This window comes from Stenotrophomonas sp. GL_111, assembly GCF_057835245.1.
Genome location: NZ_CM174421.1, coordinates 2,107,870 through 2,123,158 on the forward strand (window position 1 = coordinate 2,107,870; position 15,289 = coordinate 2,123,158).

Consider the following 15,289-nt stretch of genomic DNA (forward strand, 5'->3'; position numbering starts at 1 on the left):
CCAGGTCAGGGCGCGCCGTCGGTTGCCTCGAGAATGGCCAATCCCGAGAAGCCGTGGTGGACCTGCCGATACAGCTCGCGGTAGCCGGCATAGTCCTGCGGCTGGCAGAACGCCTGATCACCGCGTGCCGCGGCCTGCCGCAGGCGATGGGTTGCCATCAGTTTCTGGCCGTCTTTGCGCCAGGTCAGCGAGTAGCTGCCTGCTGGATTCTCGAAATCCACGTCAGCCGGCAATCGACGCGCAACGATGCCATCCGGCAGGGTCAGCGCATACACCTCGGTGCGATCGGTGGCCGTGCAGTGAAAAGGTACGCGCATTTCCGAATCCGGATTCGTACTCAGGATGTGCCGGAAGGATTCCAGGCCGGGGAGGGGCGGTGCGCCCAGCACCAGGTTGCCGCTGAAGTCGGCATGGTGCTTTGCCTCCACCGTGGCCGTGACGCCGAAGGGCTGGCCGAGGTCGGCGGGATCGCCTGAAAAAGCGAATCGCGCATGCCCATCCAGTCCCGCGCTGGCCATGATGCTGCGCGCCACCTGCTCTTCATTCTGCGGGGTGATCTGTGCGGCGTGATGGCGGAAGGTGATCTCCATTTCATGGCCCATCGTGTAGTCCAGGCGGGCCGTGAAGCTGCCGCTGCGGTCGAACACGGCATCCATGTGTACCTTGCCGCCGGCGCGCACCGCATCCGGGACAGGCGTCCGTGAGATCGTGCCATCGCCCGTATGCACGGCCGGCAGCCCGAGCACGGCTGCGGGCAGTTGTCCGAATCGGGCGCGGCTATCGGTGGGATCCAGGTACGTGTCGAATTCGGCGACATACACCACCGCATGATTGAACTGGGCCAGTTGCGGGACGCTCATCAACTCCGGCCCGCCACCGGCGCTGACCAGAGCAGGGGTGCTGTGAATGCCCTTGGCGGCGAGCAGTGCCTGCAGCAATGCGACCTGGTCCTTGCAGTCGCCATAGCCGTGCTCGATCACGGTGGCGGCCGGATTGGGTTCCAGTGCGCCATTGCCCAGGTAGACCGCGACATAGCGGATCTCGCCAGCCACCCATTGATGGAGGGCGGCAGCCTGCTCACGACGGTCGTGGATGCCGGCCGTCAGCCTGTCGGCCGTGGCCTGGATGGCTGGGGTGACGGCGGCTGCCGGTGCGGCTTTTGCGTGATACGCCGTGCCTACGTCCGCCCACTGTTTGAAGGTGCTGGCCATGATGCTGGGGCTGAATCGCCAGGTCGGCGCGCTGTGGGCCTGGAGAGGCTGAGCGGGGCGGTATGGCAGCCTCCATTGCCAGTTCGCCTTGCCCTGCGACCGCACGGGGGTGTCGCTGCCTTGCAGGTCCGTGCTCTTGACCTGAAGGGCCAGGCCTGCTGGCGCGGTCAGTGTCACTACCGCGTCGGCAATCTCAACGAACGGGCTGAAGATCTCCGCCACCTCGGCGTGGCCCTTGAAGTAGGGGGTGATCTGGTCGCGTCGATAGCGATAGACCACCTTCGCTCCGGGGCTGAGGCCGGAAAACACGATCAACTTGACCTTGTGGTCGGCGAAGACAGGCGCATCGGCAGTGGCCGGGCTCAGTTGGGTGTAAATCCGCTCCGTCGGCACATCGATGCGCGTGCCCTGTGGGTCGATCGCGTAGGCCTCCAGCACCTCCAGTCGCTGCATCTTCTCGCTGAAAGGCAGGTATACGGTACCGAACTCTTCCACGCCCTGCCGGGTATGCAGGACGATCTCCTGGGAGATGATGTGGGTGCTGCTGGCATCGGCGTGGATCTGGTGATCGGCACGATAGCGGGCGACGGTAATGTTGGTGGTTGCCGGTGCAGGAGCGGGTTCATCGTGGGAGACAGTAGTGACGCCCGCTGCTGGCGATGCGGTCGATGCGACGGCAGAAGTGGTGATCGTGGCAAGACCGGCAGCTGCCAGCAACAGCGTCTTCTTCATGCGTGTTCATCCATGTGATGTCGAACATCCATCATCCCCAACGGAGTGGAGGCAGCCAGAGCGGTTTGCGCGGCTGTGTGTCGCATCGGGAGCGGTGGTCACGGGCGTTAAGGGGCGGTTTCGTCTGGCCGGCGATGAACGGGCGGATTCGCCCCATTCAGCTTATGATGCCCACACTGTTTCCCATCCATCTCCCATCGCCCGGATACCCACATGCACACTCCTTTCCGCCGCTATCTGGTTGCCGCCACCCTGGTCATCGCCAGCGTCGGTTCGGCCTCTGCCTGGGCTGGCGCCCGCGACGAACTCAATCGTTTCACCCAGGGCTTGAAGGGCCTGGACGGTCAGTTCAGCCAGCAGGTGTTCGACAGCAAGGGCAAGGTCAAGGAGAACACCAGTGGCCGCGTCGCGCTGTCCGCGCCGCGCCTGTTCCGCTGGGAATACATCAAGCCGCATGAGCAGCTGATCGTGGCCGACGGCAAGAAGGTCTGGGTCTACGAGCCGGACCTGGAGCAGGCCACGGTGCGTCCGCAGGGTGCGCAGGAGCAGAACAGCCCGCTGACGGCGCTGATCAACCCGGCGCTGCTGGACAAGCAGTACGACGTCAGCGAAGAAGCCGCCGCCCGCGACGGTCTGCAGTGGCTGTCGCTGTCGCCCAAGCGTGAAACCGACACCGCCTTCCAGTACGCCGCATTGGGCTTCAATGCCCAGGGCTTGGCGCGGATGGAAGTGGTGGATGCGGTCGGCCAGCGCACGGTGATCAATTTCACCGGCTGGAAGCGCAACCCGGGCTTCGCCGCCGGCACCTTCAGCTTCGCACCGCCCAAGGGCACCGACGTCATCGGCGAGTAAGCGGGCGCGCGCCCGCGATAGAATGGGCGCGTGGCCAGAAACCGAACGACATTCAATGGGCCCGATCTGCTGACCGTGGATCGGGACAACATGCGCCCGCTCGCCGAGCGGATGCGCCCGCAGACGCTGGACGAGATGGTGGGCCAGAAGCGCCTGCTCGCACCGGGCAGCGCGCTGCGTCGGGCGGTCGAATCCGGGCACGTGCATTCGATGATCCTGTGGGGGCCGCCGGGCTGCGGCAAGACCACGCTGTCGCTGTTGCTGGCGCACTATGCCGATGCGGAGTTCCGCGCCATCTCGGCGGTCCTGTCGGGCCTGCCGGAGGTGCGCCAGGTGCTGGCCGAGGCCGCACAGCGGTTCGCCGAAGGACGGCGCACGGTGCTGTTCGTTGATGAGGTGCACCGCTTCAACAAGGCGCAGCAGGATGCGTTCCTGCCGCATATCGAGCGCGGCACCATCGTGTTCGTCGGCGCGACCACCGAGAACCCTTCGTTCGAACTGAACTCGGCACTGCTGTCGCGCTGCCGCGTGCACGTGCTTGAGTCGGTGTCGCCGGCCGATATCGTGGAGGCGCTGGAGCGCGCGCTGCAGGACCGCGAGCGCGGCCTGGGCGCGGAGGAGCTGCAGGTCACTCCGGAAGCCTTGCTCGAAATCGCCACGGCCGCCGACGGTGACGTGCGCCGCGGCCTGACCCTTTTGGAAATCGCGGCCGAACTGGCCAGCGGTGACGGTGGCCGGATCAGCCCGGAAATGCTGATGCAGGTACTGGCCGACCGCACCCGTCGTTTCGACAAGGGCGGCGAGCAGTTCTACGACCAGATCTCGGCGTTGCACAAGTCGGTGCGCAGCTCCAATCCGGATGCGGCGTTGTACTGGCTCACGCGCATGCTCGATGGGGGCTGCGACCCGTCCTATCTGGCGCGTCGACTGACCCGCATGGCGATCGAGGATATCGGCCTGGCCGATCCGCGCGCCCAGTCGATGGCACTGGAAGCCTGGGACATCTACGAGCGCCTGGGCAGCCCGGAGGGCGAGTTGGCCTTTGCCCAGCTGGTGCTGTACCTGGCCAGTACCGCCAAGTCGAATGCCGGCTATGCGGCCTTCAACCTGGCCAAGCAGGAAGTCCGCGAGACCGGCACCCAGGAGGTGCCGCTGCACCTGCGCAACGCGCCGACCAAGCTGATGAAGGAGCTGGGCTACGGCAAGACCTACCAGTACGACCATGATGCCGACGGTGGCATCGCGCTGGATCAGACCGGCTTCCCGGATGCGATGGGTGAGCGGGTGTATTACCAGCCGGTCGAGCGCGGGCTGGAGATCAAACTGAAGGACAAGCTCGACCGCCTGCGCGCTGCGCGTGCGCAGGCCCGCGCCGCCAAGGGCGCGGACTGATGGGCGGCGTGGGCGTGTGGTGGCAGCAGCTGGGCCTGGTGATGGCCGGTGGCGCATTGGGCGCGGCACTGCGTTTCATGCTCGGCGATGCGCTGCTGCGCCAGTTCGGCCACGGGTTTCCCTGGGGCACGTTGACCGCGAACCTGGTCGGCGCCTTCGCGGCCGGCTACCTGATGATGTGGCTGCAGAGCCGCGGCAGCCAGGCGCCGTACTGGCGTGCCTTCCTGATCGTGGGCCTGCTGGGTGGGTTGACCACGTTTTCGGCATTGATGATGGAAACGCTGGTGTTCGCCCGCACCGGGCGCGGGGTGATGGTGCCGCTCTACCTCGGTGTGACCCTGGTGGGCGGAATGCTGCTGGTCTGGGCGGGTGCACGTCTGGCCGAGCACTGGCGCTAGCAACACCTGGGGGTGCGCATCGCTTGCCCGGGTGTGGCCAAAACGTTGCGGTTGCCACGACAGGTGCTGAAAACGCTGGATTAAAGTGATGTCTCACGATATCGTGCGCGCCCCCGTTCGCATCCTCGTCCGTCATGCGCGATGAACAAGACCCCGGCACTCTGGAACTGACGCTGCCGCGCAAGCGCGGCCGTCCGCCCACGTTCGGCTACGCGATGACCGATGCGCAGCGTGCTGCGCGCTACCGTGCGCGCCGCGCCGGGCAGGCCGATGACGCCGACGTGCGCAGCTGCAGCGACATGGTGCTGCTGGACAAGATCCGCGGCGCGATCAGTGGCAAGGATCCGGAGTTGACCGGGTTCCTGGTGCATGTGCTGTGGCAGCGCTACCCGCTGCAGCTGAAGTAAGCGCCGCCAGCGCAGGCGCCAGGTAGCCGAGCAGCCGTTCGGCTTCGCTCCAGTCCGGCAGGCCTTCCAGTTCCAGTTCGTGCAGATCGCTGGCGATCTCCGCCAGGGCAGGCTGCCCCAGCATGCGCAGGACGCCGGCCAGCCGATGCGCGTGATAGGTCAGCGCGGTACGTTGCTGGCGCTCCAGCGCCTGCGTCAGGGCCTGCAGCTCGTCCTCCAGTGCGCGCAGGAAGTGCGACCACAGTGGGTCATCGGCGGGCACGGCGGTGGCGGCTGGCGGTGGCGCGGCAGTGACCGGTGGGCGCTCGGACAGCTCCAGTGCGACCAGCAATGCGTCGGTATCCAGTGGTTTGCACAGCACCGCGTCCATGCCACTGGTGCGGCAGCGCTGCTGGTGGGCGGTCGAGTGTGCAGCGGAAATGGCCACCAGTCGTGCCGGCGGTCGCGACAGCTGCTGCTCCATGGCGCGCAGTGCTTCGGCCAGCGCATAGCCACTCATGTCCGACAACCCGCAGTCAAGCAGGACGATCGCGCAGGGGGCCGCGCGTTGCAGGCGCAAGGCGCTGGTGGCATCGCAACAGGCGGTGACGCTGGCCCCCAGTGCTTTCAGCTGGCGTGTGGCGAAAGCACGGTTGAGCGCATGGTCCTCGACCAGCAGCAGGGTGTGCCCGGACAACGGCAGTCCGGACGGGCCGTCGCCATCGCTGTGGCGCCGCACCGGCAGGGTGACCTCGAACGCGCTGCCCTGACCGGGTTCACTGCACAGGCGGATGTGACCGCCCAGGGCCTGGGCCACGTCGTGGCAGATCGACAGGCCCAGGCCGGCGCCGCCGAGCTGCCGGGAGTGCTGGTCGTGCGCCTGCGAGAACGGCTTGAAGACATCGGCCTGCTGCTCGGCGGCAATGCCGATGCCCGTGTCCGCCACGACCAGGCGCAGTTGGGTGCCGTCGTTGACGGGCAGCAGCGCCAGGCGCACTTCGATCCTGCCGTGCGCGGTGAACTTCAGTGCATTGCCGAGCAGGTTGGTCAGGATCTGGCGCAGAGCATCACCATCCAGCCACAGCGGCGGCCACGGCAGCGGCGCCACCTGCAGGGCGAGCTGCAGGCCTTTTGCTTCAGCGGTCGGGCGGATCACGCTGAGGCAGTCGGCGGCCAGCTGATGGATATCGTGCCAGGCCGGGGTGGGCTGGAACTGGCCGGCGGCCAGTCGTGAATAGTCCAGCGCATGGCCGAGCAGCTGGCGCAGGCCGGCACCCGCCGCACGTGCGGCGTTGACCAGTTGACGCTGGCCCTGGTCCAGCCCGGACTGGCTGAGCAGATCCACCGAGGCCACCAGGGCCTGTGCGGCGTTGCGCACCTCATGGCTCATCAGGCCGATGAAGCGGGCCTGGCGGCGTTCGTTGCGCTGGGCATGGCGTTGGGCGCGCAGCAGCCAACCGGTGATGGCCAGCAGCGACAGCAGGCCCAGCCCGGTGGCGAGCAGCTCCCAACGGAAGTGGCGCGACAGTGCGCCCAGCGTGGGGGCGCCGAAATAGTTGACCTGCGCCCATTGCTGCAGCAGCTGCGCGTGCTGGGTCGGGGTGATCGCGTCCATCGCCTGCTGGATCTGCGCCAGCAGTGCGCGGTCCTCTTCGCGCGTGACCAGGTGCATCTGGCCGGGCAGGTCGCCGGGTGCATTGTGCAGGGCCAGGCTGTCGGCGTAGTCGCGACGCACCATCGGGCGCATCACCACGTCCAGGCCGATCGCCACGTCGGCGATTCCGGTTTCCACCGCCGACAGTGCGCCATGCAGGTCCGGCATGCCGATCACCTGCAGGTGCGGGTAGTGCGCCTGCAGCCAGCTGTTGTAGCGGCCGCCCTGGATGACGGCCACGCGGCGATGCCCGGCGCTGCCGAACGGAGGCGGGGTGTCAGGACCAAGGCGGCTGGCCATCAAGGTCTGGCCCCGGTAGTACGCCGACGAAGCGGTGAGGTTGGTGCACGGGGCGTCGTCCAGCGGGCCGAGCAGCAGCATGATGTCGGCACGTCCCTCGCACAGTGCGCGCAGCGCCTCGTGGGTGCTCGGGTGCTGCTGCTCGCGCAGGCGCAGGCCGGTGCTTTCGCTGACCAAACGTGCATAGCCGTTGATCAGGCTGGCATGGCGCGAGGTCACCGGGGTTGCCGACAGCACCCGGTGCTGGGCCGGATCCACCGCTACCTGCACGGTGCGTGGGGTGCTGAAGGGCGGTTGCGCCGCACACGGCAGTGCGCTGCCCAGCAGCAGCAACGTGCCCAGGCCCAAGGAGTACCACCTGGGCGGACTCATAACGCGGCCAGTTGATGACGCAATGTGTAGAGGTCGCGATCGGTGCGCAGCCCCAGCTTGCGGTAGGCCGCATGCTTCTGGGTGCTGATGGTCTTGATGCTGCGATGGCGACGGCTGGCGATCTCGCTGACCGACAAGCCGGACAGGCAGAGCTGCAGTACCTCGCGTTCGTTCGGCGAGAGACGGCGCTCGTCGGGATCCTGGCGATACTCCGCCGGCAGGTGCAGGTGGCCTTCGGCGACCCGGCCCACCGCCAGAGCCAGCTCATCCAGACGTTCGCTCTTGGCCACCAGACCACGCGCCCCGGCATCGGTGACCGCCGAACTCATGATCCGGTTGATGTGTGCGGAAAACACCAGCAGCCGCACGCGAGGGAAGCGACCATGCAGCAACTGCAACAGTTCCAGCCCCTGCAGGTCATCGCTGGACAAGGTGTAGTCGATCACCGCCACATCCACCGGCTGCGCGGACAAGGTGGCAATCAGGGCATCGCTGTGGGCATGGCTGCCCACCACCTGGAAACGCGGGTCGGCGGAGAGGTGGACGAGGGTGCCGTGCCGGACAACATCATGGTCGTCGAGCAGGGCGATCTTCAGGACAAAGGGGATGGCCTGTCCGTTCATATGATCTGAGTGCTGTTGGACAATGGAGACCCGCCGTGGAGGGGATAGGTACATTCTCCCTGCATCGGTGTGCGGCATGATCGATTCAGCGCGAGTTTAGGATGATTCCTATGACCAGTACGCGAGCGCCGTCACTTTCCGGGCAGATCGTTGGGTGCGTTGGCGTAGCGCGCGCGGAAGTTGTGGCTGATCACGACGTGGCGACGCGGCGAATGGCGTTTTATCCCTATCCCCACGTCGCGACCTGCTCCACTGGGATTCGGATGCCGGACGGTGATCGTGATCGTCGTGGGTGATCGTTATTCGCAATTCAATTGATCGTGCGTGAGTAGGGCCGACGTCGGATTCATCGTTGCTCGCGATCCAGCAGGCGCCGGAATCGCGCGGCCAGCTCCAGCACCATCGGTTCGGCAGTGGCACGGTGCAGCATCGCAATCTCGAAGCTGTCCACGGGGCGCAGGCCATGGCGGTGGGTGAGGGCGCGATGGTCGCGGGTCACGGCACGTGCGGGCAGCAGGCTGATGCCCATGCCATCGGCGACCGCGCCCTGGATGCCGCTCAGGCTGGAGCTGGTGAAGCTGATCCGCCAGCGTCGGCCAAGCCCTTCGACCGCGGCAATCAGGTCGTCGCGGTACAACCCGCGCGGCGGGAACGTGACCAGCGGCACCGGGTCCTGTTGGATGCACGGGCTGTGCGCACTGTCGACCCAACGCATGGTTTCCGGCCAGCAGGCGACGGCTTCGCGGCTGTTGCGGCGCTGTTTGACCAGCACCAGGTCCAGCTCGCCGTGGTCGTAGCCGCTGGCCAGGTCGCGGCTGAGTCCGCTGGTGACTTCCAGCTTCACCTGCGGGAAGCGCCGGTTGAAGGTGCCCAGCAACTGGGTGGTGCGTGCGCTGACGAAATCCTCCGGTACGCCCAGGCGCACCGTGACCGCGACAGTCGCGCCGGCCAGCGCCTCGAACATCTGGTCGTTCAAGGCGAGCATCTGCCGGGCATGCCCGAGCAGCGTCTGCCCGGCATCGGTGGGGTGGACGTCGCGGTTGCCGCGTACCAGCAGCGGGTGCCCGGCCATGTCCTCCAGACGGCGGATCTTCTGGCTGATCGTGGACTGGGTGGAGTGCAGCCGGGCGGCGGCCGTGGTGAAGCTGCCGCAATCGGCGACCATCACGATCGCGCGCAGCAGGTCCAGGTCGAACAGGCTTCGAGTGGGTTTTGCACTGGCAGCCATCGGGGTATCCAGCTTGTGAATGGATGTGGTTCTAGCACGCGGGCCGGGCCACGGCCATAGGCTCAGTCGGTGTTGGAAGTCGTGGCGCGGCCCAGGCTGCGCGTCACCCGCGTGCCGGCCTCCTGCAATCGTTCGATCAAGGCGGGCGGCCCCAGCACCTCGAACTCCATCTCCATGGCCAACAGCCAGTACACCACCGAGCCCAGTGGGTTGGCGGCGCAGCACAGCAGGCAGCGCTGCGCATCCAGCGCCTCGAGCGTGCCGGCCGAGGCGGGAATGCGTGCCTGCATCTGTGCCAGGGGCGCATGCAGGATCACCCGTGCCTGTCCGGCATGCGGCTCCGGCGACAGCCGCTGCGCCACCCACTGGCGCAGGTCGCCATTGCCGGGCGTGGGGCGGGGACGGAAGTGCGCGCCCAGGTGTGCGTCGCCGGTGATGCGGTCGATGCGGAAGGTGCGCCAATCGGCACGGGTGGTGTCCCAGGCCGCCAGATACCAGCGCCGATCGGTGTGCACCACGCCCTGCGGCTCGACCTGGCGGCTGCTGGCGACACCGTCGCGGTCGGCGTAGTTGAAGCGCAGTTGCAGCTGGTCGCGGCAGGCGCAGGCCAGCGTGCTGAGCAGGCCGGCATCCACCACCGGACCGACCTGGTCCAGCGGCAGGATCGCCGAGCGCAGTGCATCCAACCGACGCCGCAGGCGCGGTGGCATCACCTGTTCCAGTTTGACCAGGGCGGTGATCGCGGTCTGCTCGATGCCGCTGACCGTGCCGGTCACCGCCGTGCGCAATGCCACGGCGGCGGCCATCGCCTCCTCGTCATCCAGCAACAGTGGCGGGAGCGCGCGCCCGGCGCGGAATGCATAGCCGCCGGCGACGCCGCTGCTGGCCTGGATCGGGTAGCCCAGGGCGCGCAGGCGGTCGATGTCGCGGCGCAGCGTGCGTGGGTGCACCTCCATGCGCGCGGCCAGCTCCGGGCCGGCCCAGTGCGGGCGCGACTGCAGCAGTGAGAGCAGGGACAGCAGGCGGGCGGAGGAGGTCAGCATGGCAGGCAGGGTGGCAATGATTGCGGACAGGTACTGTCCGCAATGGTGACTAGGCTGTGTCCACGGTGCAAGGCCGGGTTGGCCGCACCTTTCCGCCCATCCACAAGGAGTTTCCCATGTCCCTGGTTTTCTACTGGCACCCGATGTCCAGCGCCTCTCCGGTAGCCGCTGCCCTGGCCGAACTGGCCGTGCCGCACGAAGCGGTGCGGATCGATATCCGCAGCGGCGAGCAGCGCAGCCCCGAGTACCTGGCGATCAACCCGAACGGCAAGGTGCCGTGCCTGGTGGTGGACGGCACGCCGATGTTCGAGGGGCTGGCAATCCTGCAGTGGCTGGGTGCCCAGTACGGGGTGGCGCAGGGGTTGTGGCCGCAGGACGGCACGCCCGAACGGCTGCAGGCACTGTCCTGGACCACCTGGGCCTACGTGACCTACAACCCGCTCTTGATCCAGCTGTGGACCGCAAGCCAGGACGGCGCGCTGCGCAGTGCCGAGCATGCCACCGCCGCGCTGGACGGGCTTCGCCACCTGCAGGATCTGCTTGAAGCGCGCCTGGCCGCCCAGGACTGGATGGTGGGCCAGGATTACTCGCTGGTGGATCTGGTGCTGGGCTCGGTGCTGGGCTACGGCACCTTCTTCGGGGCCACCCTGGACGGGCATCCGCACGTGCAGGCATGGCTGGCACGGGTCAAGGTGCGGCCGTCGATGCAGGGCGACGGCTGAGCCATTCCGGTGATGCCACTTCGCCGTGATCCGACGGAGTGGTATTTGGATTGCACATGTCCCGCATGTGGAAATTTAACTGGTGGATGCCGGGTGCCGGTTCTATGGTGCTCGCATCCTTCATTTCGCCAGATGCCCGATGACCGTCTCCCGTAGCGCTGTGCTTCCGTTGTTGCTGATGCTGTCGGTACCTGCTTTCAGTGCCGAACGCGCCGACCTGCTGATCCAGCACGCCACGGTGATCGACGTCGAGCACGCGCGCAGCCTGCCCAACCTGACGGTGGTGGTGCGCGGCGATGACATCGTGGCCGTCGGCGAAGACAAGGCAATGGCCAAGGCCTGGCAGGCGACGCGTAGCATCGACGCCACGGGGCGCTTCCTGATTCCGGGCTTGTGGGACATGCATGTGCATTTCGGCGGCGGTCCGGCACTGATCGAAGAGAACAAGGCACTGCTGCCGCTGTACATCGCCCATGGCATCACCACCATCCGCGATGCCTCCGGCGATCTGCCCGAGCAGGTACTGCAGTGGCGCGAACAGATCCGCGACGGCCAGCTCGCCGGGCCGCAGCTGTTCACCTCCGGCGCCAAGATCGAAGGCATCAAGCCTGTCTGGAAGGGCACCCTCGAGGTGGGCAGCCAGGCCGACCTCGATGCGGCCTTCGTGCGGTTGAAGCGCGATCAGGTCGACTTCGTCAAGATCACCGACAGCACCCTGACCCCGGAACTGTTCCTGGCCGCGGTCAGTGAGGCGCGCGCCAACGGCCTGCGCGCTTCGGGACATATTCCGATGGCGCTGACCGTGCAGCAGGCGGTCGACGCGGGGATCAGCTCGATCGAGCACCTGGATTACGCCTACAAGGCTGGCGTCAAGGATGAAGCGGCGATCGCTGCCGACTTCGCGGCCAAGCGCATCGATCGCGCCGAAGCCAACCGTCGCCTCGACGCCGGCTTCGATCGTGATACGGCAATGACGGCCTACCGTGGCTTCGCCGCCAAGGGGGTTTCGGTGACGCCGACCCTCAACGGTGGCCGCATCCTGGATTTCCTCGACCAGGACAATCACGCCAATGACCCGTACCTGACCTATATCGGACCGAAGCTGCAGGCCACCTACCAGTGGCGCGTGGAGCGTGCGGCCAAGGCCAGCCCGGAGCAGATTGCCGCCCGTCACCGTGAGTACCACCAGGTGGCCGCGGTGCTGCCGATGTTGCAGCAGGCCGGGGTGACGATCATGGCCGGCACCGACGCGGGCTTTCTCAATTCGTTCAACTACCCGGGCATTGGCTTGCATGACGAGCTGAGCCTGTTCGTCAAGGAAGGATTGACGCCCGCACAGGCGCTGTCGGCCGCTACCCGCGCCGGCCCGGCCTGGTTTGGCACGTTGGACCGCTATGGCGGCATCAGTGCGGGCAAGGCCGCCGACCTGGTGCTGCTTGAGCACAATCCGCTGGAGGACATCAACGCCACCCGCGCGATTCATACGGTGGTGCTGCGTGGCCATGTGTACGACCGCAAAGCGCTGGATGCACTGTTGGTGCAGACCCGGGCCAAGGTGGCGGCATGGAAGGCCGAAGGCGAGGGCTGAGCACACCACGCCAGCGGCGGCTGGCATTGCAATAGATTGCATGGTGGTGCACTGGCGGGGGCGCCAAGATGGTGCCTTCTTCCTGCGTGCCCCAAGGATCCGTGCTGCCGATGCGTTCCATGCTGCTGGCGTTCCACCGCTACGCCGAATTTTCCGGGCGCTCCAGTCGCCGTGAGTACTGGATGTTCCAGTTGTTGCTGGTGCTGTGCGTTCTGGTGCTGCAGGGCTTCATCGCACTGGCACGGGTGATGGCCAATGCGACCTTGGTGGCGGTGGCCGAACTGCTGGTCGGGCTGTTGATCGTGGGCACGCTGCTGCCCGGTCTTTCGGTCACGGTGCGGCGACTGCACGATTTCGATCGGTCCGGCTGGTATGTGCTGGTGGCGTTGATCCCGTTCCTGGGGCCGCCAATGCTGTTGCTGTCGATGCTGGCGCGGGGCGATGCACAGCCGAACCGATTCGGGGCTGTGCCACAGGCGTGAGCGCCGCCGCAGATCGTGCGTTTTGCAACAAGTTGTAGGGCCTTGCCCGTGCATCACTTCCTATCATGCGCGCCCCTCTGCGGAAGGCGGCACGCAACGACATGTGCAGCCGACGCGGAGCTTCTTTCATTCAAGGCTGCTGCACACCATGAGTTTCATCACTACCGCCATGCTTCCCCTCAATCGCTATGCGCAGTTCTCCGGGCGCTCCAGCCGTCGCGAGTACTGGACATTTACGCTCTGCGTGTTCGCCTGCAATCTGGTGGCCTACACCATCTTCAGTATCGGCCTTGCGATGGATATCGGGATTCTGGCTGGGATTGGCGGCATTGTGTACTTGGCGATCAGCTTGGCGTCATTGATTCCCAGCCTCGCCGTCACCGTACGTCGCCTGCACGACACCGACCGGTCGGGCTGGGCCATGCTGATCAGCATCGTGCCATTTGGTGCCATTTTCCTGCTGATCTGGCTGCTCACGGCCGGTGCACCGGCCGCCAATCGCTTCGGCCCGCCGCCGAGCGTCTGATCCCGTTCGCCTGATCCAGTACAGCGCCCCGCAATGCGGGGCGTTGTGCGTTTGGATCAGACGGAGGCGACTTCATTCGTGCGCGTGAGGTGCAGCGAGCGACCGATCTGCGCGGCCTGATCCAGCAAGGGTGCGGCCTGGCCGGATTCCACATCCATCAGCACGGTGGAGGACAGCACCGGCGCGCCGCAGTAGTCGAAGATGCCGGTGTCGATCTGGGTTTTCATGGCATCCGTGTAGTGACGTCGCTGCCAGGTGCGTTCGTCGGCCCCGCCCAGTGCAACCAGATGCACCTTCAGGTGCTGCAGCTTCTTGGCGACCTTGCCGTCTGCGCCCTGGGCATACGCCCAGCCATTGCTGAAGACGCGATCGATCCAGCCTTTGAGCTGCGCCGGCATCGACCACCAGTACACCGGGAACACCAGCACCAGGGTGTCGGCGCGGTCCAGCCGTGCCTGCTCGGCGAGCACGTCGGCGGGGACGGCGGCGTTGCCTTTGTAGGCGCTGACGTCGCCCGCGTTGTAGCGCGGGTCGAAGCCTTCCGCGGCGAGGTCGGCGAGCTCGACGCTGTCGCCGCTGGCCGCGCCTGCGTGGTGGGCGATCTGGTGGGCGATGGCGTGGGTGAGTGAGGCGGAGTCGGGGTGGGTGTGAACGATGAGGGTGTGCATGGGGTGTCCAGGGTGGGGAGGGCGTGTATACTTTTAGTAAGTTACGATTCGTAAGTTACCTTTGGTATATAGCCATGTCAAGCGATCCGGATGGATTTCAGGCGCCCGCGCCCCGACGTCGGATGAGCCGCGAGGAGCGCTTGCGGCAACTGCTGGAGCACGCCTGGCGCCTGGTCCGCGAGGAGGGCACCGAGGCGCTGTCGTTGGGGCGCCTTGCTGAACTGGCTGGTGTCACCAAGCCGGTGGTGTATGACCATTTCGGCACGCGCGCTGGCTTGCTGGCGGCGCTGTATCGGGACTTCGATGCGCGTCAGAGCGTGGTGATGGATGCGGCGCTGGCCGCGAGTGGCCCGACGCTGCAGGACAAGGCGCAGGTGATTGCCGCGTCCTATGTGGCGTGCGTGCTCACTCAAGGTCGCGAAATTCCCGGCGTGATCGCCGCGCTGGCCGGGTCGCCGGAACTGGCCAAGGTGAAGCGCGAGTACGAGGCGGTGTTCCTGGAACAGTGCCGCGGCCTGCTCGCGCCGTTCGCAGCAGGCGGGACGCTTCCGGTTGCGGGGTTGTGGGGCATGCTCGGCGCTGCGGAGGGGCTCTCGTATGCGGCGGCGACTGGCGATATCACTGCCGACCAGGCGCAGGCAGAGTTGTCGGCCTCGATCATCGCGATGGTGAAGCGTGGTTGAACGTGGCGCGAAAATGACGGTCGCGTGGCGTGTTGTCGCGATGTTCTGAATTGTTTAGTGACATGCGCAGCGCGTCCACGCGCAGCCCTGCAGAACGCACGGGCGGGTAACACCGCGGCGCCTACGGTGGATTCACCGGCATCATCATGTTGCCGCTCACCGGAGATGCACAGATGGGTACCAACCAGAACCCGCAGCAGAACCAACCAGGCCAGAAGCAGCAGGATCAGAAGCAGCAGGGCCAGCAGGAGCCGCAGCGCGATCCGCAGCGGCAGGGGCAGCAGCAACAGCAGGATCCGGACCAGAAGCGTGAGCGCACTGGCCAGCAGGGCGGGCAGGACGAAGAAGAGTAAGCCTGCAGCACCCGCGTGATTGATTGATCGAATCAGGGCAATGGCCCGGCCGATGGTCGGGCCATTGCGGTGTGTC

The 15,289-nt window shown here is 66.5% G+C and carries 16 protein-coding genes; 10 read left to right on the plus strand and 6 right to left on the minus strand.

Going from position 1 to position 15,289, the window contains the following annotated elements:
- Positions 1 to 5: 5 nt before the first annotated feature.
- Complete coding sequence (locus AC3IPM_RS09690) at positions 6 to 1,943, minus strand: DUF3857 domain-containing protein (protein ID WP_489303856.1); 1,938 nt, start codon at positions 1,941 to 1,943, stop codon at positions 6 to 8.
- 213 nt (positions 1,944 to 2,156) lie between these two features.
- Here AC3IPM_RS09690 and lolA point away from each other — a divergent pair, with 213 nt between their 5' ends.
- From lolA to AC3IPM_RS09710, 4 genes are all read left to right on the plus strand, one after another.
- On the plus strand, positions 2,157 to 2,795 hold the full coding sequence (lolA, locus tag AC3IPM_RS09695) for an outer membrane lipoprotein periplasmic chaperone LolA (RefSeq protein WP_489303858.1): 639 nt from the start codon (positions 2,157 to 2,159) through the stop codon (positions 2,793 to 2,795).
- 90 nt (positions 2,796 to 2,885) lie between these two features.
- A complete protein-coding gene (locus AC3IPM_RS09700; protein ID WP_489303860.1) occupies positions 2,886 to 4,187 on the plus strand; it encodes a replication-associated recombination protein A in 1,302 nt (433 codons plus the stop codon).
- Positions 4,187 to 4,585, plus strand: coding sequence for a fluoride efflux transporter CrcB (gene crcB / locus AC3IPM_RS09705; RefSeq protein ID WP_489303862.1), 399 nt, complete (start codon positions 4,187 to 4,189; stop codon positions 4,583 to 4,585). The genes AC3IPM_RS09700 and crcB overlap by 1 nt, the downstream gene beginning before the upstream one ends.
- A gap of 134 nt (positions 4,586 to 4,719) precedes the next feature.
- On the plus strand, positions 4,720 to 4,992 hold the full coding sequence (locus tag AC3IPM_RS09710; protein ID WP_489303864.1) for a hypothetical protein: 273 nt from the start codon (positions 4,720 to 4,722) through the stop codon (positions 4,990 to 4,992).
- Here AC3IPM_RS09710 and AC3IPM_RS09715 read toward each other — a convergent pair.
- From AC3IPM_RS09715 to AC3IPM_RS09730, 4 genes are all read right to left on the minus strand, one after another.
- Complete coding sequence (locus AC3IPM_RS09715; RefSeq protein ID WP_489303866.1) at positions 4,916 to 7,297, minus strand: ATP-binding protein; 2,382 nt, start codon at positions 7,295 to 7,297, stop codon at positions 4,916 to 4,918. The two genes, AC3IPM_RS09710 and AC3IPM_RS09715, sit on opposite strands and share 77 nt — an antisense overlap.
- Positions 7,294 to 7,920, minus strand: a complete 627-nt coding sequence (locus AC3IPM_RS09720; protein WP_489303868.1) for a response regulator — start codon at positions 7,918 to 7,920, stop codon at positions 7,294 to 7,296. Before AC3IPM_RS09720 ends, AC3IPM_RS09715 begins: the two co-directional genes overlap by 4 nt.
- Before the next feature lie 346 nt (positions 7,921 to 8,266).
- A complete protein-coding gene (locus tag AC3IPM_RS09725) occupies positions 8,267 to 9,148 on the minus strand; it encodes a LysR family transcriptional regulator (RefSeq protein ID WP_489303870.1) in 882 nt (293 codons plus the stop codon).
- 62 nt (positions 9,149 to 9,210) lie between these two features.
- On the minus strand, positions 9,211 to 10,191 hold the full coding sequence (locus AC3IPM_RS09730) for a helix-turn-helix transcriptional regulator (protein ID WP_489303871.1): 981 nt from the start codon (positions 10,189 to 10,191) through the stop codon (positions 9,211 to 9,213).
- Between the two features lie 116 nt (positions 10,192 to 10,307).
- Here AC3IPM_RS09730 and AC3IPM_RS09735 point away from each other — a divergent pair, with 116 nt between their 5' ends.
- From AC3IPM_RS09735 to AC3IPM_RS09750, 4 genes are all read left to right on the plus strand, one after another.
- Complete coding sequence (locus tag AC3IPM_RS09735; protein WP_489303873.1) at positions 10,308 to 10,913, plus strand: glutathione S-transferase family protein; 606 nt, start codon at positions 10,308 to 10,310, stop codon at positions 10,911 to 10,913.
- A 139-nt stretch (positions 10,914 to 11,052) separates the two neighbouring features.
- A complete protein-coding gene (locus AC3IPM_RS09740) occupies positions 11,053 to 12,501 on the plus strand; it encodes an amidohydrolase family protein (protein WP_489303875.1) in 1,449 nt (482 codons plus the stop codon).
- Positions 12,502 to 12,611: 110 nt separating this feature from the next.
- Positions 12,612 to 12,983 (plus strand): DUF805 domain-containing protein, encoded by a 372-nt coding sequence (locus AC3IPM_RS09745; RefSeq protein ID WP_489303877.1) that lies wholly within the window; start codon positions 12,612 to 12,614, stop codon positions 12,981 to 12,983.
- Between the two features lie 148 nt (positions 12,984 to 13,131).
- Positions 13,132 to 13,509, plus strand: a complete 378-nt coding sequence (locus AC3IPM_RS09750) for a DUF805 domain-containing protein (protein WP_489303879.1) — start codon at positions 13,132 to 13,134, stop codon at positions 13,507 to 13,509.
- A gap of 56 nt (positions 13,510 to 13,565) precedes the next feature.
- On the opposite strand, the gene AC3IPM_RS09755 is transcribed toward AC3IPM_RS09750, so the two are convergent.
- Positions 13,566 to 14,177 (minus strand): NAD(P)H-dependent oxidoreductase, encoded by a 612-nt coding sequence (locus AC3IPM_RS09755; RefSeq protein WP_489303881.1) that lies wholly within the window; start codon positions 14,175 to 14,177, stop codon positions 13,566 to 13,568.
- A 74-nt stretch (positions 14,178 to 14,251) separates the two neighbouring features.
- Here AC3IPM_RS09755 and AC3IPM_RS09760 point away from each other — a divergent pair, with 74 nt between their 5' ends.
- Positions 14,252 to 14,860, plus strand: coding sequence for a TetR/AcrR family transcriptional regulator (locus AC3IPM_RS09760; RefSeq protein ID WP_489303883.1), 609 nt, complete (start codon positions 14,252 to 14,254; stop codon positions 14,858 to 14,860).
- Positions 14,861 to 15,033: 173 nt separating this feature from the next.
- Positions 15,034 to 15,213, plus strand: a complete 180-nt coding sequence (locus tag AC3IPM_RS09765) for a hypothetical protein (protein WP_489303885.1) — start codon at positions 15,034 to 15,036, stop codon at positions 15,211 to 15,213.
- The last annotated feature ends 76 nt before the right edge of the window (positions 15,214 to 15,289 follow it).